At 43.8% G+C, this 24,600-nt stretch carries 21 protein-coding genes; 12 read left to right on the forward strand and 9 right to left on the reverse strand.

The features are described 5' to 3' along the window. The first annotated feature begins 23 nt into the window (after positions 1-23). The 9 genes from KFE98_10000 (at position 24) to gldN (KFE98_10040) (ending at position 9,931) form a co-directional block, all read left to right on the forward strand. Positions 24-1,040: a type IX secretion system membrane protein PorP/SprF gene (locus KFE98_10000; protein ID UTW64446.1), complete on the forward strand. Its 1,017-nt coding sequence runs from the start codon at positions 24-26 to the stop codon at positions 1,038-1,040. 185 nt (positions 1,041-1,225) lie between these two features. Next, positions 1,226-2,242 carry a type IX secretion system membrane protein PorP/SprF gene (locus tag KFE98_10005; protein UTW64447.1) on the forward strand — a complete coding sequence of 339 codons (1,017 nt, stop codon included), beginning with the start codon at positions 1,226-1,228 and terminating at the stop codon, positions 2,240-2,242. Between the two features lie 105 nt (positions 2,243-2,347). Continuing rightward, the gene (locus tag KFE98_10010) at positions 2,348-3,661 is read left to right on the forward strand and encodes an SUMF1/EgtB/PvdO family nonheme iron enzyme (protein UTW64448.1); all 1,314 of its coding nucleotides are present in this window, start codon (positions 2,348-2,350) and stop codon (positions 3,659-3,661) included. Between the two features lie 50 nt (positions 3,662-3,711). Continuing rightward, positions 3,712-4,560 carry a gliding motility protein GldL gene (gene gldL, locus KFE98_10015; GenBank protein UTW64449.1) on the forward strand — a complete coding sequence of 283 codons (849 nt, stop codon included), beginning with the start codon at positions 3,712-3,714 and terminating at the stop codon, positions 4,558-4,560. A gap of 57 nt (positions 4,561-4,617) precedes the next feature. Then, entirely contained in the window at positions 4,618-6,279 is a 1,662-nt protein-coding gene (gene gldM / locus KFE98_10020; protein UTW64450.1) for a gliding motility protein GldM, read from the forward strand. Between the two features lie 7 nt (positions 6,280-6,286). Beyond that, positions 6,287-7,138: a gliding motility protein GldN gene (gene gldN, locus KFE98_10025; GenBank protein UTW64451.1), complete on the forward strand. Its 852-nt coding sequence runs from the start codon at positions 6,287-6,289 to the stop codon at positions 7,136-7,138. Positions 7,139-7,439: 301 nt separating this feature from the next. Then, a complete protein-coding gene (locus KFE98_10030; protein ID UTW64452.1) occupies positions 7,440-9,008 on the forward strand; it encodes a hypothetical protein in 1,569 nt (522 codons plus the stop codon). A 72-nt stretch (positions 9,009-9,080) separates the two neighbouring features. Then, complete coding sequence (locus KFE98_10035) at positions 9,081-9,518, forward strand: hypothetical protein (GenBank protein ID UTW64453.1); 438 nt, start codon at positions 9,081-9,083, stop codon at positions 9,516-9,518. Beyond that, entirely contained in the window at positions 9,446-9,931 is a 486-nt protein-coding gene (gene gldN, locus KFE98_10040; GenBank protein UTW64454.1) for a gliding motility protein GldN, read from the forward strand. Before KFE98_10035 ends, gldN (KFE98_10040) begins: the two co-directional genes overlap by 73 nt. A gap of 8 nt (positions 9,932-9,939) precedes the next feature. On the opposite strand, the gene rfbB is transcribed toward gldN (KFE98_10040), so the two are convergent. From rfbB to KFE98_10070, 6 genes are read right to left on the reverse strand one after another with little or no spacing between them, the layout of a single operon-like run. Then, positions 9,940-11,001, reverse strand: a complete 1,062-nt coding sequence (rfbB, locus tag KFE98_10045; GenBank protein ID UTW64455.1) for a dTDP-glucose 4,6-dehydratase — start codon at positions 10,999-11,001, stop codon at positions 9,940-9,942. 12 nt (positions 11,002-11,013) lie between these two features. Continuing rightward, complete coding sequence (locus KFE98_10050; protein ID UTW64456.1) at positions 11,014-12,303, reverse strand: nucleotide sugar dehydrogenase; 1,290 nt, start codon at positions 12,301-12,303, stop codon at positions 11,014-11,016. Positions 12,304-12,305: 2 nt separating this feature from the next. Next, positions 12,306-12,902 carry an N-acetyltransferase gene (locus KFE98_10055; protein UTW64457.1) on the reverse strand — a complete coding sequence of 199 codons (597 nt, stop codon included), beginning with the start codon at positions 12,900-12,902 and terminating at the stop codon, positions 12,306-12,308. Continuing rightward, a complete protein-coding gene (locus KFE98_10060; GenBank protein ID UTW64458.1) occupies positions 12,883-13,869 on the reverse strand; it encodes an SDR family oxidoreductase in 987 nt (328 codons plus the stop codon). Before KFE98_10060 ends, KFE98_10055 begins: the two co-directional genes overlap by 20 nt. Before the next feature lies 1 nt (position 13,870). Next, a complete protein-coding gene (locus tag KFE98_10065; GenBank protein UTW64459.1) occupies positions 13,871-15,169 on the reverse strand; it encodes a UDP-glucose/GDP-mannose dehydrogenase family protein in 1,299 nt (432 codons plus the stop codon). A 7-nt stretch (positions 15,170-15,176) separates the two neighbouring features. Next, complete coding sequence (locus KFE98_10070) at positions 15,177-16,310, reverse strand: DegT/DnrJ/EryC1/StrS family aminotransferase (protein ID UTW64460.1); 1,134 nt, start codon at positions 16,308-16,310, stop codon at positions 15,177-15,179. Positions 16,311-16,401: 91 nt separating this feature from the next. Here KFE98_10070 and KFE98_10075 point away from each other — a divergent pair, with 91 nt between their 5' ends. Genes KFE98_10075 through crcB form a run of 3 tightly spaced genes read left to right on the forward strand, consistent with a single transcriptional unit; the run spans position 16,402 to position 18,802 of the window. Further along, the gene (locus tag KFE98_10075; protein UTW64461.1) at positions 16,402-17,172 is read left to right on the forward strand and encodes a hypothetical protein; all 771 of its coding nucleotides are present in this window, start codon (positions 16,402-16,404) and stop codon (positions 17,170-17,172) included. Positions 17,173-17,175: 3 nt separating this feature from the next. Beyond that, positions 17,176-18,435, forward strand: coding sequence for a 3-deoxy-D-manno-octulosonic acid transferase (locus KFE98_10080; GenBank protein ID UTW64462.1), 1,260 nt, complete (start codon positions 17,176-17,178; stop codon positions 18,433-18,435). Continuing rightward, positions 18,422-18,802, forward strand: coding sequence for a fluoride efflux transporter CrcB (gene crcB / locus KFE98_10085; protein ID UTW64463.1), 381 nt, complete (start codon positions 18,422-18,424; stop codon positions 18,800-18,802). Before KFE98_10080 ends, crcB begins: the two co-directional genes overlap by 14 nt. Positions 18,803-18,816: 14 nt before the next feature. On the opposite strand, the gene KFE98_10090 is transcribed toward crcB, so the two are convergent. From KFE98_10090 to KFE98_10100, 3 genes are all read right to left on the reverse strand, one after another. Then, positions 18,817-20,442: a hypothetical protein gene (locus KFE98_10090; GenBank protein ID UTW64464.1), complete on the reverse strand. Its 1,626-nt coding sequence runs from the start codon at positions 20,440-20,442 to the stop codon at positions 18,817-18,819. Between the two features lie 104 nt (positions 20,443-20,546). Beyond that, the gene (locus tag KFE98_10095) at positions 20,547-23,105 is read right to left on the reverse strand and encodes a hypothetical protein (GenBank protein UTW64465.1); all 2,559 of its coding nucleotides are present in this window, start codon (positions 23,103-23,105) and stop codon (positions 20,547-20,549) included. 287 nt (positions 23,106-23,392) lie between these two features. After that, complete coding sequence (locus tag KFE98_10100) at positions 23,393-24,514, reverse strand: T9SS type A sorting domain-containing protein (protein UTW64466.1); 1,122 nt, start codon at positions 24,512-24,514, stop codon at positions 23,393-23,395. Positions 24,515-24,600 lie beyond the last annotated feature (86 nt).

Raw genomic sequence — 24,600 nt, forward strand, 5'->3', positions numbered from 1 at the left:
ATTCGGAACCAACATTAGCAGTTATGAAAAACCTCTTAATTAGTACCCTGACGGTTTTGTTTGGATTCACAGCCAGTGCCCAACAAGAACCTCAATTTACTCAGAATTTTGCCAATCAACTTTTTGTCAATCCAGCCTATGCCGGTGCCACTGGGTCCATTTGTGCCACCATGGCCTATCGCAACCAATGGATTGGCTTTGAAGGAAGTCCGAAAGACATGTTGTTCACTTTACATGCACCCTTGGTGTTGTTCGACTCCGCCTCACAATTAAATCCGGCGATTGGATTTTCGTTTGTTCGCGACCGAATTGGCTTCCAGAGTATGTTGGGCTATAAAGTAGCCTTGACCAATCGTTTTTATATTCCTTATAAAGGATACTTGCATGTTGGACTTGGTGTAGGGGCCTATGGCGTTCATTTTGATTTTTCGGAAGCTCTATCTACAGATGGAGAATATGGAGCAGGTATCCGAGATGAATTTATCAACGCTCGTGATCAACATACTGATTATGGCCTGGACTTGGATCTCGGAGTCTATTACCGATCCTTTAAAGGAAACTTTCAGGCCGGTGCCGCACTGAAGCATTTAAACGGGTTAACAATTGATGGAAGGCAGTTTGTTCGGGATTCCAATACCGTGCAAAGCAATCGTTTTCATCTGGCTCCCAATTTGACAATTCATGGATCTTATCAATTTAGAGGTAGGGGAGCCTGGTCCTTCGAGCCGGGTCTTTTGGTGAAAACAGAATTTCGGACCCTTCAGATTGATGCGTCTGTTCGTGCTATTTATCGTCAGTCTATTTGGGCAGGACTTGTTTATCGTTTTCAGGATGCTGTGAGCCCAATGATCGGCTATCAAATGAGAATGGGAAGAGGCTTGTTGAAAATTGGGGCCTCTTATGATATAACCACGAGTAGGCTCATTCAACATAGCAGTGGAAGCTTCGAGTTATTCGCCAACTACTGCTTCAATCTCCCTCGGGAAGAAATGTTCACAAAAATCCATTCTGGTTATAGGGGTGTCTGGAAGATAAGATAAGAATTACAAAGTCGTAAGGTTGGCTTATGAATAGGGCGCTGATTTGTTACCAAAGGATTGTTGAAATTTTACCCAACGCCCCAATTGGCTTGACAGTCTAATCCTATCAGTGGTGTTGAAAATTTTTGGATGCTACTAATTTTTAACTATTTTAGCAGCCGCGATTCGGAGAAAATGGAGCAGGTATGATGAAGAGAATACTTTTTATATTTCTGATTTTTAGCGCATTAGGCGTAAAGGCTCAGCAGGACCCGCAGTTTACGCAAAACTTTGCGACACAACTGTATAACAACCCTGCTTATGCCGGAATGAATCAGGCCATCTGTGCGACGGGTGTGTTTCGTCAGCAATGGATGGGGTTTGAAGGAGCGCCGAGAGATATTCTTTTCTCTGTTCATTCGCCAATCAAAATTTTTAAAGGGATTCCTCAATTGAATCCTGCGGTTGGATTTACATTCGTTAATGATGTAATTGGAGTTCAAAGTCTTAATGGTTTTAAACTTTCCTTGGCTAACCGATTTGTATTACCAAACATTGGAAACTTGAGCTTCGGTATTGGACTGGGAGCGATGGGAGTTTCTTTTGATGGTAGTGAGTTTGTTACTCCTGACGGAAACGCTGCTAATGGTGGTGGTACCAATTCAACCATTGTTGACCCGAATCTTAACCCGAATGCAAATAGCCAGCAATATGGTTTCGATATGGACTTAGGGTTGTACTTTAAGTCTGAAGACAAAAAGATTTTTGGTGGGGTTTCCCTTCAGCACTTGAATCAAAGTGCCTTGGAAGGTGAGGTCTTTAATAGTGGAGTAGTTCAAAGTACAAAGTATCAGTCACAGTCTCACATGTACTTCATTGGAGGATACAACTACGAATGGAATGCTGACTGGACCTTTACACCTACTGTATTCATCAAAACAGAATTCCGGACCATGCAGTTCGATTTGAATGTTCGTGCCCTATATAAAGAAATGGTATGGGGAGGAGTATCTTATCGTTTCCAGGATGCAATTGCACCCATGGTCGGTTATCAGACCAGCGCCCTTGGACCAGGGATTGCTAAAATTGGAATGTCGTACGACATCACTACACAGAAGCTGTCTAACTACAGCAGCGGAACGTTTGAAGTATTTGTTAACTACTGCTTCAACATTTCCATCCCACCCAAGGTTACAATTCACAAAAACCCTTTCTGGCTCTAACATTTAGAAAGTTTCGCAATAATTTACTTATTTTGCGTTACATTAGGCGAGGTGTCTATGTATAAAACATTGAATATAAGTGTACTAAAATATAAAGGAGGTAACATGAAGAAGTTGCTGCTTTTTTCGTTGTCGGCGCTCCTGTTTGCCGGATGTTTTTCCGATGCAGGCGGTCAGCTGATTGGAGTACAGGATCGCGAACCCTGGTATCAACCAGATCCGTATGGAATGCTTTACATTCCACCGGGTAGTTTCGTTATGGGCCCTAATGATCAGGATGCCCCATATTCCTATACATCTAAAGCAAAGACAGTTTCGATTTCACCATTCTATATGGATGAAACTGAGATTACCAATAACGAATATCGCCAGTTTGTTTTCTGGGTTCGCGACTCCATGGCTTACCGCATCCTAGGTGAAGAGGTTAGTGAAGAGGAGTACCTTATTACGGTTAACGAATATGAGGAAGACCTTGAGCCTCCTCGAATTAACTGGGAATCGGAAATTGATTGGAATGAGCCTGAAAGCCGTGAAGCTTTGTCGGTTATGTTCCTTCCTGAGTACGAGCGTTTCTACGGCCGCCGTGAGTTGGATACCCGTAAGTTGATTTATGAATACTTCTGGATTGACTGGCGTGATGCTGCTCGTAAAAATCCTACCATCAATGGAGATGCTCTTCGTGAGCGTGGAATGACAGACCGTTCTGTGTTTATCCACAGAGATGAAATCCCTGTATACCCTGATACCCTTTGCTGGATTCATGACTTTACCTACTCGTTTAACGAGCCGTTGACCAATATGTACTTCTGGCACCCGGCTTACGATGAATATCCGTTAGTAGGTGTTTCCTGGAAGCAGGCTCGTGCCTTTAGCATCTGGAGAACTCAAATGCACAACGGTTACTTGTCAACGGTAGGTTCTTCTTACGTACAAGATTACCGTTTGCCAAACGAGTCTGAGTGGGAATATGCTGCTCGTGGTGGATTGGATTTGTCTCCTTATCCTTGGGGTGGTCCATATATCCGTAACACTCGTGGATGTTTCCTGGCCAACTTTAAGCCTTTGCGCGGTAACTACTATGATGATGGTGGAATTCACACCGTACCAGTAGTTTCTTATGAGCCAAATGACTTTGGACTGTATTGTATGGCTGGTAACGTAGCTGAATGGACTGCTACTGCCTACGATGAGTCAGTATACGACTTCGCACACGATTTGAACATGGATTACATCTACGAAGCAAAGAATGATGATCCACCAGTTTTAAAAAGAAAAGTTATTCGTGGAGGTTCCTGGAAGGATGTTGGATATTACCTGCAAACCAGCACCCGAACCTACGAATATCAAGATACAGCTAAAGCCTATATCGGCTTCCGCTGTGTGATGAGTTACCTTGGGATGGGTAAGTCTCAGATTTAACAAGGCACGCAGGATTTAAGTAAAATAACTAAAAACAAACTTTAAGAATTATGTCAGGAAAAAAAGGAGGATTGGCTCATTTTCTCTATGGAACAGTAAAGGGAAAAACCATTGTTAACATGTGTATGAGCCTTGGTGCAGCCATTGTAATTTTGGGAGCCTTGTTTAAAATTCAGCACTATCCAGGTGCGAGTGTAATGCTCATCGTTGGGCTTTGTACTGAATCTGCTCTATTTGCTTTGGGTGCTATCGAGCCACAACACTTGGCCGTTGATTGGTCTAAGGTTTATCCCGAACTGGCTCACACTGAGGACGAAGATGAGCTTGAAGAATTTGAGAGAAGCGAGGAAATCGGCGAGGCAGGTGATGACTTGACCGTTACTCAGAAACTCGATAACATGCTTGAAGAGGCTAAGATCGGACCTGAATTGATCGAAAGTCTTGGCGACGGTCTACGTGGTCTTTCTGATCAAGCAAAACAATTAACAGACATCTCTGATGCTTCTGCCGCTACTACTGATTACGTATCAAGCGTTAGAAATGCATCTGAGTCAGTAGATAATCTTTCTGATATCTACACCCGTGCGGCTGATTCTCTGTCAGGTTTGGCAGCTGAAACAAGCAACGGATCGGATATGGGTCAGCAATTGTCTGATATGTCTCGTAACTTGGGTGAATTGAACGCGGCTTACGAAATGCAATTGAAGAGCGCTCAGGATACTCTTGAAAACTCTAAGAGCTACTTTACAGGTGTTGACAGCTTGTTGTCTGACTTGAACAACTCTGCAGAAGATGCACGCGTTTATGCTGAGCAAATGAACGAATTGTCTCGTAACATTAGCTCTTTGAACACGGTTTACGGTAACATGCTTACTGCAATGAATCCGAACAACGCCTAATTGACTAGGATAGGAACTCAATAGTAGATTTTAAAAATTAAAACAGGAGTTTAGAAAATGTCATTAGGAGATTTGCCACCACGGCAGAAGATGATTAACTTGATGTACTTGGTACTTCTTTGCCTCTTGGCGATGAACGTATCCAAGGAAATCCTCCACTCGTTTTTGATTATCAACAAAGGTTTGATCAGAACGACGGATAACTTCCAGCACAAAATTGAGGACACTTATACGCAGTTTAAAAAAGCGTATAATGATGACCCGAAAAAGGTTGAGAAGTATTGGAAGGATGCACAAACTATTAAGAACCAGTCCGACGAGATTGTTGAGCACATTGCTATGATCAAGGCCCGTTTGCTTGAGACTGCTGATCAGCAGCCTGAAGGTTACGGAGATACTGTTCATTTGGAATATGTTCACAGTTTGGACAATCAGGATGTAGGTGCCCAATTGATGATTGGACAAGAGCCTACCAATCCTTGTTCTGATAAAGAAACATGTGCCTTGGTTTTGAAGGCGAAGATTGAAGAATTCAATAATTCTATCGATCGTTTGTTTGCAGATGATAAGGCACTTGCTGATGAACTTAAGATTCCGTTGGAGCAAGTGAAGCAGCATGACAAAATGGAAAATTGGGAGATTGCTAACTTCTACCACCTTCCAATGGCTGCAACGATTACAAACTTGTCTCGTTTTCAAGCGGCTATTCGAAATACAGAAGCTAGTATCCTGAAAGAATTGATGAGTAACATTCGTGCGAACGACTTTGCCTTCGACCAGTTGCAGGTTCAGGTAATTCCACGTAACGGTACTTACATCACTCAAGGTGACTCTTTTATCGCCGATGTAGTGGTGGCGGCTTATAACACAACTAAAAACCCAATTCTTCACACTACTACAAACGTGAGCGGTGGTTTTGATACTACCGATGCTAAGCGTCCTGAGGTTATTGGAAAGGATACTTCTAACGTATACTTCGAAACTGAAGGTATCGCCTCTTACGGTGTGAAAGCTACTACTCTTGGTGAGCAAGAGTGGGGTGGGGTACTTAAGGTTATGAAGCCAGACGGAAGTTTTGTACACTACAAGTTTGAGCACAAGTACATGGTTGCTAAACCTTCCTTGGTAGTTGCACCTACTAAGATGAACGTATTCTACAAAGGTCTTGAGAACCCAGTTGACATTTCGGTTTCGGGTATTGCTTCTGAGAAGTTGTCTTTGACTGTAGAAGGATGCCAGGTTAAGCCTATTAACAAGTCTCAAGGTAAGTACGAGGTTATTCCAAGTGCTAAGTCTAAAGCTAAAGAAGTTAAGGTTTCTGTAAGTGCCATGATCGATGGTAAGAGACAGAGTTACCCAGCTCAGGTATATCGTTTGAAAACGGTGCCTAAGCCTATCCCTTACTTCAACGGTAAAACAGGTTCTGTTGACATGAAGAAGAGTCAGTTAGTGACTGGTAACTTCGTGAGTTCAAAACTGGATGACTTCCTGTTTGACCTGAAATACAAGACCGTAAGTTTTGAAATGTTCGTTTCTGTTGGTGGAAAGTCCCAAGCATACCGTGCAAAAGGTGGACGTTTGACCGGTGAAATGAAGAGTGTAATAAAATCCATGAAGCCTGGACAAACAGTGATCTTCCAAAAGGTGGTTGCCAAAATGGACCGCCCTGGAGCTCAGAACCGTCCACTTGATGGTAACATTATTATTCACGTAAAATAATTAAGTCATGAGGAATCTTGGATTAATCTTATCCCTTCTGTTTTGTCTGGCCTTGCTTGATGTGAGCGCGCAGCAGAGTACAGTATTGGATGGGGTATACGTAAAAGAAAACACCCCTTCAAGACGCGTTGTTCCTTACACCAGTCTTAGAGAGGCTGACGTAATGTGGTCAAAGCGTATTTGGAGACGGATTGATCTAAGAAAGAAGATGAACCAGGTGTTCTACTTCCCTGAAGAGCCAGCACAAGGTCGTAAGAACTTGTTCGACTACATCAGAGAAGCTATCCTGGAAGACGGAATTTTGACAGCATACGATCCAGGACCTCCTACAGATCCGGACGATATGTTTACCCGTCCATTGACTCGTGATGACGTGTTGAAAAGAATGGTTAGTGAAACCGAAGTTGAGATTTATGACGAGTATGGTGATGTTACCGGTACTGAGATTGTACGTGACACCGTTCGTTCGGCTCAAGTGAAGTTTTACGAAATGAAAGAAGAGTGGTTTTTTGAAAGACAACGCTCTGTAATGGATGTTCGAATTATTGGTATTAAGCCAGTAATCGAAGTAGAGGGACCTGATGGAAACCCTACCTTGCAGGATATGTTCTGGATCTATTTCCCAGAGGCTCGTTACGTATTTGCTAACTCGGAAGTATTTAACCGGGTTAATGATGCGGAAAGACGGACTTACGAGGATATTTTCTGGAAGCGTCAATTCGAATCCACTGTGATCAAAGTTTCCAATGTGTACGATCGTCAAATCTCGGATTACAAAACCGGGTTGGACGCCTTGCTTGAGGCTGAAAAGATCGAGGAGACTATCTTCAATTTTGAACACGATCTCTGGCATTTCTAATACAGAGATAACCGCATAATGAAAAGCCCTGTTGGATATTCCATCAGGGCTTTTTTTTGCTCCATTGGCAATAATTCGCTGATCCTTCGTTATTTATATGGTTTCCCATTCGAATAAAACCAATTCATAGGATAGATACAGATTACCCAGCAACTGCCCTTTGGGAAGAGGGCAACTTCAATAGATTTTTCTCGCCTGGCCGAGGATACTCCTGACGAGCATCGGGGTTCCCAAAGCCGCTATTGTTAATCTTAAAAAGGAGTATGCTATGGGACTAAGTGACTTGCCGCCCCGGCAAAAAATGATCAACCTGATGTACCTCGTATTGCTTTGTTTGCTTGCGATGAACGTCTCCAAAGAAATTTTAAACTCATTCCTGATCATCAATCAGGGACTCAACCGAACCACTGAAAACTTTGACAAACAGTTGGACGTGGCCTATCAAAATCTGGCCAATGCCTTTCGTGATGATTCATTAAAGGTGGGTCCCTATTTCCGAAAGGCTGAGATCATCCGTACAGAAGCAGCTGAGATTGTAGACCAAATTGAGTTTATCAAAGCGAGACTCAAAGAGAAAGCCGATGGCTTAGAGGCGGGGGCTGGTGATACCATGAAATTGGAGGATATTCAAAACCTCGATAACCAAGACATAGGTGCTGAGTTGATGATCGGGCAGGATCAGGTAAACCCTTGTACGGATAACCCCACCTGTGCGCTTTTACTCAAAGAACGCCTGGAGGCCTTTAATGCCAGTATTGCTGAGACGTTTCCAGATAATGAGGCCCTGGTTAGGGAACTTCAGATACCTCTGGAGGCCCAAAAGCAACATGATCTGGTCGAGGAGTGGGAGGTAGCTAATTTTTACCACCTACCATTAGCAGCAACCATTACTAATCTGACGCGGTTCCAAGCGGCCGTTCGAAATTCGGAAGCTGTAATTGTCAAGAGACTTTCCAGGGATATTTTTATTGGAGATGATTCCTTCGATACCTTGGCCGTAAAGGTCATTCCACACTATGGAACTTATATCAACCAGGGAGATTCGTTTAAGGCGGATATTATCGTGGCCGCGTTTCGCAAGACCAAGCCACCCCTGGTTGAGTTAAGAGGCAATTCTGGGCCTGTTAGCTACGAAAATGGGGTAGCTACCTTCGGTGTAAAAACAAACGCTGTAGGGCCGCAAAAATGGGGTGGAACGGTGAAGCTCCAAAATATGGCTGGAGACTGGTCCAGTTACGACTTTGAACATGAGTATTTGGTCTCTCGTCCAAACTTAGTGGTTTCGCCAAGAGCGATGAATGTGCTCTACAAGGGCTTAGAAAACCCGATCGATATATCGATGGCAGGTATTCCTTCCGAAGATCTAAGAGTGAGTGTGCCGGGCTGTAAAGTGGTTGCCAAGGATCGCTCCCGGGGTATGTATGATATCATTCCTAATGCGGGTAACACGAACAATACGGTAAACATATCGGTGTCGGCGGAGGTAAATGGGCAATTGGAGACTTTTACACCTATCGAATACCGTTTGAAAACGGTTCCCAAACCGGTGCCTCGATTTCGTGGAAAAACAGGCTATGTGAAAATGAGCCCGGCTGAACTGAGAACAGGTCGGGGTATTGCAGCCAAACTGGACAACTTCGTCTTTAATCTGCATTATGATGTGGTGAGCTACAAGGTAATGATTCGAAATGGCGACCGATCGATCACTTATAATGTTACCGGAGGACAATTCCCTCAAGAGGTTAAGAGGGCCATTCAAACGATGCGTAAAGGCCATGTTTTGTCTATTTATGATGTGGTGGCCAAAATGAATAAGGAAGGAGCTAAAAACCGTCCTTTAGAAGGTAGCATTATCGTAGAGGTTAAGTAATTGAATTTTGCCCGGAGGGCTGCTCTCATTCCGCGTGCCGGAGTGGCTCTCCAGGGCCTTAAAAAGGAGTCTATGAGAATTTTAATGATGGTAGTGGTATGCCTGGTCGGATTTACTTTTTCTGGCTTGGCTCAAGTATTAGAGCCAGTCGATCCATGTGGTCATAAACGAGAGCATCGATTGGGACGAAAGGTGATTCCCTATCCGTACTTGCGGGAAGCGGATGTGATGTGGGCACGCCGCGTATGGCGAAGAATCGATTTAAGAAAGAAGTTGAACCAGAGTTTATACTTTCCGACTGAACCGAATCAATGCCGCAAAAGTCTGTACGACTATCTCATGGAAGGGATTTTCGTGACCGGTGAAATTACCCCTTATCACCCTGGGGCGCCCACGGCTCCTGATGATATGTTTACTCGCCCCTGGACGCAACCGGAGTGGCCAAGCTACTTATCGATGAAACCTTGGTGCCCCAATACAACGAATGGGGGGAAGAAACAGGGTACTTAACCGTTAAAGACACGATTCAATCACATCAGGTACGTTTCTATGAGATCAAAGAAGAGTGGTTTTTCGATCGGCAGCGATCGGTGCTTGAAGTTCGTATCATCGGCATCAAACCGGTCGCGGAGGTAGAAGGCCCAGATGGAAACCCGACCCTTCGAGATCTATTCTGGGTATACTTTCCGGAAGCCAGACACATGTTTGTACACAACGAAGTATACAATCGACACAACGATTCACGCCCGATGACCTACGATGAACTCTTCCTCAAAAGGAGATTTGAATCCACCATTATCAAGGTATCCAATACCCATGATAGAATGATCGCCGATTACAAAACAGGAATCGATGCCTTATTGGAAGCTCAAAAAGAAGAAGAGTTAATCTTCAATTTCGAGCACGATCTATGGGAGTATTAAGCGGGAATTTACCTTTCCTGGTACATGTTTGCATAGTAGTTCTGGTAATCACCGTCAACTACTCGCTGCAGCCATTCGCTGTTGTTTAGGTACCATTCCACGGTATGGCGCAACCCAACTTCGAAAGTCAGGGAAGGTTTCCAGCCCAATTCGCGTTCAATCTTAGATGCATCGATGGCATAGCGCATATCGTGCCCAGCTCTATCGGTTACATAAGTGATCAACTTTTGAGAGGTGCCTACTTCCTTTCCAGTCAATTCATCGGTCACATCGCAGAGTAAGCGAACCAAGTCAATATTGGTCCATTCGTTGTGGCCACCAATGTTGTAGGTTTCACCGTCTTTTCCGTTGCGATATACTTGTTCGATAGCTTCAGCATGGTCCACTACATACAACCAGTCACGAATGTTTTCCCCTTTTCCGTAAATCGGAAGGGGCTTCTCATTCACGATATTGTTGATGCAAAGCGGAATTAGCTTTTCAGGAAATTGAAAAGGTCCGTAGTTGTTCGAGCAATTCGAAATCTTTACCCGCATTTTGTACGTGTTGGCATAGGCCCGTACAAAATGATCTGACGACGCTTTGGAGGCACTATAGGGGCTCTTAGGGTCATAAGAGGTTGTTTCTTCAAACAATCCTGTTTCTCCTAAGCTTCCATATACCTCATCCGTAGAAATGTGGTAAAAGATGCGATTCTCGTAGTCTCCTGCCCATGCCTTTTTAGCCGCATTCAATAAGGTAACCGTACCAATCACATTGGTTTGAACAAAGGCTAAAGGATTTTCAATGGAGCGGTCTACATGAGATTCCGCAGCCAAGTGAATAACTCCTTCAATGTTGTATTCGGTAAACAGAGCGTCTAATCCTTCACTATCGCAAATGTCTCCTTTGACAAATTTGTAGTTCGGAGCGTTCTCAATGTCCCGAAGGTTTTCCAGGTTACCGGCGTAGGTTAGTTTGTCCAGATTCAGGATTTGCGTATCCGGGTATTGGTTAACAAAGAGGCGTACCACATGAGAACCAATAAAACCTGCTCCTCCAGTTATCAGAATGGTTTTTGAAAAAGACATGATTAAGATAAATTAGAGTGACCAGTAACTAATGTTTTCAATCGCTCCGCGATAGATTCCCTTGATGTCAACCAAAAGACCTTCATCGGTGAGCATGTTTTTGAAGTCGCCTTCTTTCAAAGACAAGTACTCGGCGTGATTAACAGCAACGATAATAGCATCGTATTTGCCAGAAGGCTTATCCGTTAATCCGAAGTGATACTCTTCCATCAATTCTTTGGAATCTGCGTAAGGGTCTACTACCTCTACATTGGCGCGGTAAGATTGCAATTCTTTAACCACATCAGAAACCTTGGAGTTACGGATGTCACTTACATTTTCTTTAAAGGTGGCACCCATGACCAAAATGCGTGCTCCAGAGATATTTTTGCCCGTGGCCAATATCTTCTTCACCGTTTGCTTGGCAACATAAAATCCCATGCTGTCATTAACATAACGACCTGAGTTAATCACCTTAGCATGGTACCCCACACCTTCAGCCTTAAAGGTCAAATAGTAAGGGTCTACACCAATACAGTGTCCACCAACCATACCCGGTTTAAAGGGCAGGAAGTTCCATTTGGTTCCAGCTGCTTCAAGTACTTCGTAAGTGTTGATGCCAATGCGGTTGAAAATGATGGACAATTCGTTCATCAAAGCAATGTTCAAGTCGCGTTGAGTATTCTCAATGATTTTGGCAGCCTCAGCAACCTTGATAGAAGAAGCGCGGTGCACCCCTGGCTCAACGATCAATTCGTAAACCTTCGAGATCAAATCCAAGGACTCATCATCACTACCTGATACCACTTTCAAAATTTTGGTAATGGTGTGCTCTTTGTCTCCTGGGTTAATTCGTTCTGGAGAATATCCTACTTTGAAATCTTCGTTGTATTTCAGACCTGATTCTTTTTCCAAAACAGGAATACAATCATCTTCTGTACAACCTGGATATACGGTGGATTCGTAAACTACGTAATCGCCTTTTTTCAATACTTTACCCACTGTAGACGAAGCTCCAAGCAATGGGCGCAGATTTGGTTGATTGTACTCATCAATCGGTGTAGGAACGGCAACGATAAAGAAGGTTACATCCTTCAGGTCGTCTGGATTAGCCGTAAATTCAATGTCACATCCTTCAAAAGCTGATGATTCCAATTCTTCACTGGGGTCAATTCCTTGACGCATCAACTCTACTCGTTCAGCATTGATGTCGAAACCAACCACTTTGATTTTGCGCGCAAATTCCAGCGCAATTGGCAATCCGACGTAACCCAATCCGATTACCGCTAATTTGTTCTCCTTGTTCAGAATTTTATCGTACATGATCATTGATCTTTTTTTCTCACATTTCCATCTGTTAACTCATAGTCGTCCCCACTCTCTGGGCACTTGGCCAGGCCATTTTCATCAAATTGCAAGCGATGACCATATTCACTCATCCAACCAATTTGACGGGCCGGATTACCAACCACAAGGGCATAATCCGGTACTTCTTTGGTGACCACCGAACCAGCACCGATAAAGGCATATCGGCCAATGGGGTTCCCGCAAACGATGGTTGCGTTGGCCCCGATGCTGGCTCCTTGTTTTACCACAGTTTGGCTGTATTGCCCTCTGCGATTAACCCCACTCCGAGGGTTGATAACGTTAGTAAATACCATGGATGGACCCAGGAAAACATCGTCTTCACATTCCACGCCGGTATAAACCGAAACGTTATTCTGAATTTTTACATTCTTACCCAATTTTACTTTGGGAGAAATCACACAGTTCTGACCAATATTGCAGCCTTCGCCGATATTACAATCGGGCATGATGTGGCTAAAATGCCAAATGCGTGTTCCCTCCCCAATGATACAGCCCTCGTCAACGACAGCTGTCTCATGGGCAAAATAGGGTGATTTATCGTTTGATGTACTCATCGAAATTGTAATGCTCTTTTTTATACCACTCATCTTCTGGAAGAGATCGGAAATAATCGTAGGTCACTTTCAATCCTTCAGAACGAGAAACTTTTGGCTCCCAATTCAATACTTCACGGGCCTTGGTAATATCAGGCTGACGCTGTTTAGGATCGTTTACCGGAAGATCTTTGAAGATTAATTTCTGATCTGAACCGGTTAGGGCCAAAATCTCTTTCGCAAAGTCGAGAATGGTAATCTCATTTGGATTCCCGATGTTCACCGGATCCGTGTGTCCGGATAGGAGCAATCGGTAAATCCCTTCGATCAAATCGTCTACAAAACAGAAAGAACGAGTTTGAGATCCATCTCCAAAAATGGTTAGATCTTCTCCACGAAGAGCTTGACCAATAAAGGCAGGTAATACTCTTCCATCGTTCAACCTCATCCGAGGTCCATAGGTGTTGAAGATTCGAACAATACGGGTATCCACACCGTGGAAGGTATGGTAGGCCATGGTCATGGCTTCCTGAAAACGCTTGGCTTCGTCATATACCCCTCTTGGGCCTACTGGATTCACATTTCCCCAATACGATTCGGTTTGAGGGTGAACGGTAGGGTCGCCATAAATTTCAGAAGTAGAAGCCACCAAAATGGTCGCTTTTTTAGCTTTCGCCAATCCCAATAAATTGTGCGTTCCTAAGGAGCCCACCTTAAGGGTTTGGATAGGGATCTTTAAGTAGTCAATAGGACTGGCCGGAGAAGCGAAATGCAGGATGTATTTCAAGTCACCCGGAATATGGACATACTTGGATACATCGTGGTGATAGAACTCAAAGTTTTTGAGTGGAAACAGGTGCTCGATGTTGCTCTTGTCACCCGTAATAAGGTTATCCATCCCAATTACATGGTACCCTTCTTTGATGAAGCGATCACACAAGTGGGATCCTAAAAATCCGGCTGCTCCGGTAATGAGAACTCTTTCCATTTTATCGGCCAATACTGTGGTACTCGTAACCTAATTCTTTCATCTCTTCTTGCTCGTACAAGTTCCTTCCATCAAAAATAAGTTTTGAACTGAGCTCGGTTTCCATTTTGGAGAAATCCGGAGTTCTGAAAACTTGCCATTCAGTACAGATCAATAATGCGTCTGCACCTACTAAAGCTTCATATTGATTGGAAGCATAGTTAATCTTGTCGCCTAAAACACCCTTCACATTTTCCATGGCTTCTGGGTCAAAGGCGGTAACATCAGCACCAGCTTCAAGAAGTTTTTCTATGTTGTAAAGTGATGGGGCTTCACGAATGTCATCCGTGTTAGGCTTAAAGGCCAATCCCCAAACCGCAATCTTTTTTCCTTTTAAGTCACCACCAAAGTGATCCAAAATACGTGGTATCAAAATGGTTTTTTGCTTTTGGTTGACTTCCATTACCGAGTTCAGAATCCGGAAATCGTAGTCGGCCTCAATAGAAGACTTGCTTAGCGCTTGAACATCTTTGGGGAAGCAGCTACCACCATATCCTATTCCAGGGAAAAGGAAACGGCGACCAATACGAGAATCTGCTCCAATTCCAATACGAACTTCGTCAACATTGGCACCTACCTTCTCGCACACATTGGCGATTTCATTCATGAAGGTAATCTTGGTTGCCAAAAAGGCGTTGGCAGCGTACTTGGTCAACTCTGCCGACTTTTCGTCCATGTAAAGGATTGGATTTCCTTGACGAACGAAAGGCTTGTACAAATGCCCCATGTGGTCACGTGCGCGGTCAGAACTGGTTCCAACTACTACACGATCCGGTTTCATAAAATCTTCTACGGCGAATCCTTCGCGCAAAAATTCAGGATTTGAAACTACGTCAAACTCTACGGTTGTATTCTTTTGGATGGCGGCGGTTACTTTTTCAGCCGTACCAACGGGAACAGTACTTTTATCAATAACCACTTTGTATTCGGTCATGATTTTTCCAAGCTCCTCAGCCACGCCCAAAACGTAGGACAGGTCAGCTGATCCATCTTCTCCCGGAGGTGTTGGCAAAGCCAGGAAGATGAAAAGAGATTCGTCAACCGCTTCTTTCAAGTTTGTGGTAAACGAGAGTCTTCCTTGAGAAATGTTCCGTTCAAACAAGGCCTCTAATCCCGGTTCGTAAATCGGGATTTGACCATTTTTCATTTGATCGACTTTCTTTTCGTCAATGTCGACGCAAATAACTTCATTGCCCGTTTCTGCCAGACAGGTTCCAGTAACCAATCCAACATATCCGGTTCCAACTACTGCTACTTTCATAAGTTCTTTAGTGCTTTTCTATAAATTCAATAACACCATTGGTGATGTAGTTGAGTTGTTCCTCATCCAATTCGGTGTGAATCGGTAAAGACAGCACACATTCGGTTAGCTTGTCGGTTACTTCAAGACTAACGGTTAGTTCATGCTTTCCTTTGAAGGCACCCTGTTGGTGAATGGGCAGCGGGTAATAGATGTTGGCCGGAATTCCTTGAGCTTGTAAATGCTCGAGCATAGCATCACGGTCCACACCATTCAATTTGATGGTGTATTGGTGAAATCCATGCGTACTCCAGGACTCTGTAATAGGAGTGGAGATTTGAGCATAAGGAGCAAATTTTTCAGAATACCAGGAAGCTGCCTTTTGCCGGGCATCAACGTATTCATCGAGGTGTCTGAGTTTGATTCTCAAAATGGCCGCTTGAATACTATCCAAACGGGAATTGACACCAATGATGTCGTGGTAATATTTTTTTGACTGGCCATGGTTTGAAACCATGCGCAATTTTTGAGCTAAATCATCATCCTGAGTCATGATAGCACCGCCATCACCGTAGCATCCCAGGTTTTTTGATGGGAAAAAGGACGTACATCCTACCGTTCCAATGGTACCTACTTTACGGCGAGAACCATCTTGGTAAATGTAGTCGCTACCAATTGCCTGAGCCGTGTCTTCCACAACGGGAATGTTGTGCTCATTGGCAATGGTCATAATCTCTTCCATATTCGCACAGTGTCCGTAAAGGTGCACAGGGATAATGGCTTTGGTTTTTGGTGTAATGGCCTGCTTCAAGGATTCCATATCCAACGTGAAGTGGTTCTCATCTACATCCACAAATACCGGAGTCAGGTTCAAAAGACCGATAACTTCAGCAGTAGCGATATAGGTAAAACTTGGAGTAATTACCTCATCTCCGGGCTTTAATCCGAGCGCCATTAGAGCAATTTGCAGGGCGTCCGTTCCATTTGCACAGGGGATAACGTGTTTTACATCCAGGTAGGCTTCAAGTTCTTTCTGAAATTCTTTTACTTCTGGGCCGTTAATGTAAGCGGTTGATCGCAAGACATTTATAACCGATTCTTCTATCTCATCCTGAATCTTTTCGTACTGGGTTTTCAGGTCAACCAGTTGTAGTTTTTTCATTTCTTTTAACCCTTGAAAATAAACGTGCGAATATAATTAAATTTGACGGTCCGAAAGGTTCGTAAAACCTGGATATTATCACTAGTTTTCGATGAGATTAAAAAGCACCAGTTATCTGATAATTTTAGGCCTCATTTTGGCCTTTTCTTCCTGGTCTGAAAATGCTCAGGCTCAAAAGTCAAGACAAGACTCGATCATTATCCCCCATTTAGATCTGGTTTACTCCTATCGATTGCCTTCAGGAAACCTGGCCGATCGTTTTGGATTCTTCCACACCATTGGGGCTGCATTCTATGTGAAAGACCGTAAAGGCTTTATCTACGGCGCTGATTACGATTTTCAATTTGGTGATCAGGTTAAGGAAAATACCTTGACCAATATTTTAACCACAACGGGCCACTTGATCAACTCGGATGGAGAATTTGCCACCCTTAAGGCCAACTTTCGTGGATTTACGGTTTCTGGAAAATTTGGAAAGCTTTTCCCTTTGCTAAGTCCCAATCCGCATTCAGGTATAAAAGTTCTTCTTGGTGTTGGTTTTTGGCAGCATCGTATTCGGGTGGAGGATACCCAAAGAAATACTCCGCAGATTTCAGGCGAATATTTGAAGGGCTATGATCGTATGAGTAACGGTCTTTTGCTTTCTCAATTTGTTGGCTATCAATACTTCAGCAATTCAAGGCTACTCAATTTTTACTTTGGTGTAGAGGTGGCTGAAGGGTTTACTCAAAATCGACGCGATTACGATTTTAATACCAAGGAAAAAAACACCGATAGCCGTTTCGATGCCTCGGTTGGATTTAAGGTGGGCTGGGTAATTCCATTCTACAAGAAACGGGTGCAGAAGCGCTATTACAACTAATTCGTGGAATTTCTCTATTCGATTTTAGTCGGCTCTTATGGGCTGTTTATCCGGATAGCCTCGCTGTTTGTTCCCAAAGCTCGTGCATGGGTAGAGGGGAGGCGAAATTGGCGTACGGTTATTGGAAAGGAACAAAATGCATTTGAAGATAAGCCCATTTGGGTGCATGTTTCTTCCGTTGGAGAATTTGAGCAAGGAAAACCCGTTATTGAAAGCTTGAAGGAGCGCTATCCGGGAAAGAGAATTGTATTGACCTTTTTCTCTCCATCGGGTTATCAATTGTTATCCAATTACGATCAAGCTGATCAGATTTATTATTTGCCTCTTGATGGAAGGCGATCTGCAGCCGATTTTTTGGATCGGGTGAAGCCCTGTTTAGCCATTTTCGTTAAATATGAGTTTTGGTACTTCTATTTTAAAACGCTCCACCAACGCAGTATTCCATTCGTACTTATTTCAGCAACCTTACGACCCGATCAGCTCTTTTTTAAATGGTATGGCTCGGGCTACCGCAGAGTGCTACATTTTCCAAATCATTACTTCGTTCAGGACGAGCAGACCCAGAAGCTTTTGCTCCAAATTGGAAAGCAAGAAGTGACCGTGTGCGGGGATACCCGAATCGATAGGGTGGCGGAGGTTACGCAAGAAAATGAACCCCTTCCTCTGATTGAGAAATTTAAGGGAGAGCAGCCACTTTTGGTAGTTGGGAGCAGCTGGGCTAAGGAGAATGAACTGATGGTCAATTGGTACAAAAGACAGCCTGATCGGAATTTGAAATGCATCATTGCGCCCCATGAAATCAATTCTTCCAAAATTGAAGAATTAAGAAAGAAGCTACCCATTCCATCCATTCGATTTACAGAAATTGATGAAAAGAGAGGAGAATGGCAGGATGCACCGATTCTAATTTTAGATTGCATTGGCATTTTAAAAAGGGTTTATCGTTACGCCGATTTCTCCGTGATTGGTGGCGGATTTATTGACGGGATTCACAATATATTAGAACCAGCTGCTTTTGGCGTTCCCATGATGTTTGGCCCCAATTACCATAAATTCGTAGAAGCTGTAGAGCTTATTGATAGGGATGGTGCCTTTTCCTTTAATCAGGAATCAGAATTTATAAACGCGATGGATGCCTGGTCAGAATCGGCAGAAATCAGATCTGAAAAAGGAAAGATATGCCTTGACTTTATTCGCGAAAATCAGGGAGCTACAGCTAAGATTATTGAAGTAATAGGCCAAAAGTGGAATGAGCTGGACTAGTATTCTATTGGTTTTCCTCGGCGGAGGTTTAGGAAGTGTGAGCCGCTATTTGGTGGCCTGGCTGATTAGTCAGCGCTTCGAATCGGTGTACTCCATTGGAACGCTAACCGTCAATATTGTGGGTAGTTTACTTCTGGGTTTAGTGGTTGGAGGGCTCAGTAAATATCAATTGACCAATCACCATCTTTCCTATTTATTGGCCATCGGATTTTGCGGTGGATTTACCACCTTCTCAACGTTTAGCTACGAAAATGCTCTTTTACTCAAAGCAGGGCAGTATGGGCCATTTGCCCTGTATGCGGGCGGCTCTTTGATTCTCGGTATAGGAGCCTTGATGCTGGGCTTGTTGCTTACGAAGTGGGTTTAGTCCGTCGGCTGGGCTTACTGTAGGATTCCTTCCTTGTATTTTTCCGAACGTTCTTCCTTGCCATCCGGACCATACCAAGTTGATTTGCCATTGCGCAAACCTTCCTTGATTTTGAATTCCAGTTTTGGTCGCTCCGGACCATACCATAAGATATACTCACCCTTAGGCAGTGGTTCGCCATTGTGGCTGTCGATAAAGCGTTCCTTTTCCATTAGCCCGTTTACGTAGGCCTTTTCCCAAACGATGGATGAATTGAAGTAGTAGCTCCAGGTGCCATTCATCAAATTGGCTTTGTATGATCCTTTTACTTCGGTAGATCCACCTTTTTTAACTTCATAGGAGCCATCTTTGATGAAGACGGTGTCGTTGTGGATTTCCTTGAGGAAGAATTCAAGGAAGTTGTCGTTCTTCCATTCTGATTCAGGCGTGTGTAAGTAGTGAATGGTTAGGATGCTATCCTGACTTAACGACTCATATTTTATCTTCATTTTTTGATCGTCCCGATGCTCAATCCAGAGGGAATTTAATTCCAAGCCAGAACGGTCATATTCGAACATCTCAATCAGCTGGTCGCTTTCAAATTTTTTGGAGTACTTTACCCGGCCTTTTACATAGTACTTCCATTCGCCATGGGCCTGTCCACCTTCCCAATTTTCTTCTCGGATAAGCTTTCCTGTAACACCATCGTAGAAGGACCACAATCCCGTTTTTAGCTCTTGATCGAAGGTTCCTTTTTCTATGCTCACTCCAGCAATTTTTAATTCGTAAGGGCCGCTCTTAATGTCTTCTTGAAAGGTGATGATTTCTTCGCGTTTGTCCTTTGGAGTGGAAAAGGTCCAGGCGCCCTGTTTTTTGCCATCCAGGTAAGTTCCTTCTTCCAGTTTTTCGGATTCGAATCCGGTGCGGTAATAAGGACCATTTCGAACATCGTTTTTCCAGGTGATCAGCTCTTCATAACGTGCCCAGCCAGTGGAAATGTATTCTCCATCCACATTGGTATCTATAGGATGAATGGAAATAGTTTCAGGGCCATTCTTTTTGCCGTTTTCGTAGGTTACCTCTCGGGTTAATTCGTTGGAAGGGCCACCATAGATGCGCCATTTGCCACTCATAAGGTCTTCCGAATAAAACCCTTCCCGATCTATTTTGCCGTCTTTATAGTGGTACCAGTATTTGCTTTTTTGGCCCGATTCATAGTAACCAGAATCTATGATCAGGGTAGCTGTGTCGCCGATCGTGTCCCAGGTCATAAGGTAGGAGGTGTAGAGGCTGTCTAACTCTCCATTGGCATAGGATCCCACTTCGTAAATGGAATCGGTGAGCCGTACAAAAGGACCACTAAGCGTGTCATTAACAAAGTTGAAGTGCTGGTAAAGGTGGCCATGCTCCGTGGAATCATAAACAAAGAAATTCCAAGCACCTTGTCGCTGGTTGGCTGCATAGTTTACCGTGTGAGCCAGCTGATTGCTTTCCAGGTAAAAAGCATTAACCGTTCCATCTACCTGGCGGTCTTTAAAGGGGTAAATAGTCTTAAGTCCATTCAAGGAATCGATTACTTCCAGGTTGCCTTTGTCCAAGGTATCTATTTGGGAGTAAGACAATAGGGGGAGTAGGGTAATAAGCACAACTATCCGCAACATAGGCCTCTCTTCTAAAAGATAAAAGTATACAACCTTTGTTAGATTTTCAATGATCAACCTTCAGGATCAATTTTCAATTGCATCGTAATGCGACCAAAATTTCCCTACTGTTTTTCAATCAAAAAGGCCTTGCTTTGTCCATTTCCTTGTATCCATAGCGTATACCAGCCGCCTTCGAGGTTTTCTACATTTATGTCAAAAGAGTTGGATCCGGGATGAACCTGAAGGTCTTTTTGGCTTACCTCTCTACCCAAACCATCGAGCCAGGTAAGGGAAATGCGCTCAAATTGTTCCCATTCCAATTCTATATGAAGCTGATCCTTGACCGGATTGGGGTACAAACGAATTTGGGTATTTGCTGATTCTTCCTGGAAGCCCAAGCCTTCTACCTTGAGGCAAGCAGAGGTGTCCGTACATCCGTTTTTAGATACCACCAATGCATATTCACCATTGGTTTGCGCTTGAAAACTCCTAAGCGTATCTCCGGTTAATGGCAGGCCATTTTCACAATCGATCCATTGATAACGGGCAGAATCCTGATCTGCTGTTAACCGGTTTCCATTCATTGTTACTGAATCCGATAAAGGGTAAATGGTCAATCGATACTCAATAATGCTATCGCAACCCAACGGAGTATTCAACTTCTCCTGGTATATGCCGCTGACGGTCCATCTGGAGCCGGCAGGAGTTTGATAGGCCTGACATACCGTGTCCACCAAACTGGCATACGAGTTATGCCCAATAAGCAATTGGTACTCTCTTCTTAAGGAATCACAGCCGAAATGATTGAACAGCGTATCATGATGCAAGCCGCTTTGTGTCCAGACTTTTCCGGTTGGAGATACGAAACTGTCGCAGGCGGTAAATGAAAATTGCTCGATGGTGACCGGATATATCGTCAAGTCGAAATACAGGAGGGAATCACAACCCGCTGCATTGAGCAGGGTGTCTTGGTATTGGCCACTTTGCGTCCATACTTTTCCTGAAGGGGAGATGTATTCATAACAAGAGGAAAAACGATGATTGACAACGGATGGCTGGTGGATAATCAGATTGAAGTGTAGAAGTGAATCGCAGCCATATACGTTGGTTAGCGTGTCGGTGTGGATGCCGCTCTTGGTCCAAATTTTACCCGTAGGTGATTGAAAGGACCCGCAGAGAGTGTCCCAAAAAGAAAGGCGAGATTCGGGTTTAACCATCAGGTTTAGCTCCAGAATGGAGTCGCAGCCAAACTGATTGGGTAAGGTGTCGAGGTAAACACCGGTTTGAAAAAGAACCTGTCCGTGAGCCTCTTTCCAGGTATAAGAGTGGCAAACGGTATCTTTCATCTTAGTCAGGCTGGAATCAGAGATTACCAATTCGTAGCGTTCCAAAGAGTCGCAACCTACCGCATTGGTAAGAGTGTCAAAATAAATACCTGTGGTTGTAAAGAGTTTTCCAGTAGAGCTCATCCGGGGAGCACAGAGGGTATCCCAGAAAGTAGTTTGGCTTTTACGCTTAACGGTTAGGTATATACCCAAAATAGAATCACAATCATTGAGGTTGGTTTTATGGGCCAAAAAGTACTGTGAGCTTGTGTAGGTCTTTCCGTCGGGAGCCGTATAGCTATCACATACCGTGTCGTAGCGTGTTTCCTGGTAATCTTTAACGGTAATATCGTAGCGTCTTAGGGTATCGCAGTTCGTAGAGTCTATGCTGGGAACCAATTCTTGGTATATGCCCGAATTGTACCACACCTGTTGGTTGGTAGAAAGGTAATTTTGACAACCTACGTCCACGACCGTATCGCGAAAAATGGCACTCGACCCGGCAGCCAACATTAGGGTGTAGGAGGAGTCGCACAGGCTTTTTCGAGGTAAATGAATGGTGTAGGTTCCTGGTGTGTAATAGTATTTTCCATCCAGGGCCTGGTGGGCTTGGCAATTCACGGTATCCCAAATCGTGTCGGGTACCAGATTTTTGCAGGGAGTAAATAGGTAGTCTACTCCGGGAACTAAAGAGAGTGTGTCCTTTTCGGTTGTCTCAATTAGGTTTCCGCTTTTAAATGATTGATGAGAGCCAATACTGATAAAGCTTCCTGGGCCTACCTGGTCGTTTCTCAATCCGATGGAAGCCTGCATGCCAATGGGCTGAGCTCCCTGATGTCCTTGATCATAATTGAATCGGATTCGGTTGGAATGTTGGTGTAATTCCAATTGCATAACCACCTGAATTACTCCAATGCCGGGTGTGTAAACCCAATCTAACCACTCAAAGGTAAATACCTGGGTTCCGTGTAAATAGGAAGCGTAGCCATGCCCATAATGAACGGTGTCATGATCGTCCCACAAAGGGGCAATCACATTTTTTAGGCCTGAGCTGTCCAAATCGTTCCCGGCCGCTATAGAGGTGATCGTGGTGTCAAAGGACGCCCAGCCCTTGGGACTCACTACCAGGTGGGTGTAGGTTTTATTGTTGTATTCAAAGCCGAAGCCGATGGGAACAATAGCGAGCTTGTTCTTCTCTACATCCGGTACGCGAACGTGGTTAGCGTAGGAAACAATGTAGGATCCAGTAGCAGATTGTAGAGTCTCTACGTGGTAGGTATTGTGAAATCCATTTTGAGCCAGACACGACCAGGAAAGGAGCAGATTGAATAAGGTAAGGCTGACTAGAGTTTTCATCTCCAATTATTTATTCGAAAGTAATCAATATCAGGAGCTTAAAGAAAAGATTTCTATGATTTTGGATGAAACGATTCTAAAATTGGAGGAGGTTGATTTTCGAATCTGTATGCGCAGAAGAAAAGCGGAGTAATTAAAGGGTGGGTATGCTTGGCGGTTGTTGGATGAATCAACCCAATGGTGATTCAATTTTGAAAATAAAAAAAGCCTCTACCTGGCAGGGGGATACCAGGAGAGGCTTTCGCTTCATTACACTAGGCTGGTTGAGGTGGTGCTAAAAGGTTTAATCAATGAATGACCAACCGGTGGGAATAAACCTGGCCGTTTTGCTCAATCTTTACCAGGTACATTCCGGCTTCCGATTCGTTCAATTCAAATTCTTGTGTGCCGTTCCAATTTTTAAATTCTTGGGTCATTACTTCTTTTCCCTGGAGATCGGTTACGGTGATTTTTACCGAGCCTTCCTGTGGAGTGTTAAAGCTCAGGGAGAATTTTCCTGAACTCGGATTGGGGTAAAATTTTACTTCGTTAAGTTCTAAGGTTTGCTCAGTGCTCATAACTTGGCCCGTTTTAGCGCTGCTTTCGTCTTTAACGGGGGTCACAAATACCATGGTAGATCCGTCTTTTGAGCGGGCGGCAAATCCAGGGTGCTGGCGACCTTTTTCTTCCCATCTCATACGCTTGTGTTCACCACGTTGCACTTCTTTAAATTCACTTCCATTTACAGACTTGTACACTTTAACCTCGCCATCGTCGCCTACTTCTTTTTTGATTTTGATGGTTTTAGGCTCTTCCTCATCCGAAGTTTCAACAATGATTTCCATTTCTTCTCCGTCTTCCATCATCTTCACCTTGGAACGTGGGTGAAATACTTTCGTGTCAGGATCTACTTCTTTTCCATTGACGTATTTCTTTACAGTTACATTGCCATCGTCGTCTACTGTTTTTTCAACCCGGATTTCCTGATTTTCTACTTCGCCTTCATCATCGTGAATTTCGATTTTTTGAATCATCACCTTTTCTTCAATGGCTCCTTCAAAGTTGTCGTCATCGGCTTCCGCAATTACCATTACATGACTTTTGGGGTGGTCGCCTGAGCGGTTAAATACCCACACGTCATGACGAGAATGCATCCGGCGCATTTCTCCATGGCCACCACCTTTTTTATACACCTCCATTTCTTTGAGGTCAATGTTTTTTGACTTCAAGTACTTCTGTAGATCGCCGCGTTCGGTTACATCAACAATCTCCTCCGATTTGTTAATTTGTCCATTGTTATCTTCTACAATAGTCACTTTTACCTGGTGAGGAGTTGCTTTTCCTTGTTTCCCATTTTTGTGATTCGCTTTCACAATAACTGCTGTTAATCCAAGAAAGACCAACAGGGTAAATACTAATTTCTTTTTCATGATTTTTCGGTTTTCAAATTCCACAATCCAAAAGTACCTGAGGCTTGTAAATCAAGGGGTTAAAGTAAGTCTAAAGAAGGTTAAAG

The organism is bacterium SCSIO 12741, assembly GCA_024398055.1.
Taxonomy (GTDB): Bacteria; Bacteroidota; Bacteroidia; order Flavobacteriales_G; family Salibacteraceae; genus SCSIO-12741.

Bases quoted from the DNA above. Each gene is read 5' to 3' on its own strand.
- KFE98_10090 (UTW64464.1), bottom strand. From the start codon at position 20,442: ATGTTGCGGATAGTTGTGCTTATTACCCTACTCCCCCTATTGTCTTAC.
- KFE98_10070 (UTW64460.1), bottom strand. From the start codon at position 16,310: ATGAAAAAACTACAACTGGTTGACCTGAAAACCCAGTACGAAAAGATT.
- KFE98_10060 (UTW64458.1), bottom strand. From the start codon at position 13,869: ATGGAAAGAGTTCTCATTACCGGAGCAGCCGGATTTTTAGGATCCCAC.
- KFE98_10055 (UTW64457.1), bottom strand. From the start codon at position 12,902: ATGAGTACATCAAACGATAAATCACCCTATTTTGCCCATGAGACAGCT.
- KFE98_10065 (UTW64459.1), bottom strand. From the start codon at position 15,169: ATGAAAGTAGCAGTAGTTGGAACCGGATATGTTGGATTGGTTACTGGA.
- KFE98_10030 (UTW64452.1), top strand. From the start codon at position 7,440: ATGATCAACCTGATGTACCTCGTATTGCTTTGTTTGCTTGCGATGAAC.
- gldM (UTW64450.1), top strand. From the start codon at position 4,618: ATGTCATTAGGAGATTTGCCACCACGGCAGAAGATGATTAACTTGATG.
- KFE98_10035 (UTW64453.1), top strand. From the start codon at position 9,081: ATGAGAATTTTAATGATGGTAGTGGTATGCCTGGTCGGATTTACTTTT.
- rfbB (UTW64455.1), bottom strand. From the start codon at position 11,001: ATGTCTTTTTCAAAAACCATTCTGATAACTGGAGGAGCAGGTTTTATT.
- KFE98_10010 (UTW64448.1), top strand. From the start codon at position 2,348: ATGAAGAAGTTGCTGCTTTTTTCGTTGTCGGCGCTCCTGTTTGCCGGA.
- KFE98_10050 (UTW64456.1), bottom strand. From the start codon at position 12,303: ATGTACGATAAAATTCTGAACAAGGAGAACAAATTAGCGGTAATCGGA.
- KFE98_10005 (UTW64447.1), top strand. From the start codon at position 1,226: ATGATGAAGAGAATACTTTTTATATTTCTGATTTTTAGCGCATTAGGC.
- KFE98_10100 (UTW64466.1), bottom strand. From the start codon at position 24,514: ATGAAAAAGAAATTAGTATTTACCCTGTTGGTCTTTCTTGGATTAACA.
- crcB (UTW64463.1), top strand. From the start codon at position 18,422: ATGAGCTGGACTAGTATTCTATTGGTTTTCCTCGGCGGAGGTTTAGGA.
- KFE98_10000 (UTW64446.1), top strand. From the start codon at position 24: ATGAAAAACCTCTTAATTAGTACCCTGACGGTTTTGTTTGGATTCACA.
- KFE98_10095 (UTW64465.1), bottom strand. From the start codon at position 23,105: ATGAAAACTCTAGTCAGCCTTACCTTATTCAATCTGCTCCTTTCCTGG.
- gldN (UTW64451.1), top strand. From the start codon at position 6,287: ATGAGGAATCTTGGATTAATCTTATCCCTTCTGTTTTGTCTGGCCTTG.
- KFE98_10075 (UTW64461.1), top strand. From the start codon at position 16,402: ATGAGATTAAAAAGCACCAGTTATCTGATAATTTTAGGCCTCATTTTG.
- gldL (UTW64449.1), top strand. From the start codon at position 3,712: ATGTCAGGAAAAAAAGGAGGATTGGCTCATTTTCTCTATGGAACAGTA.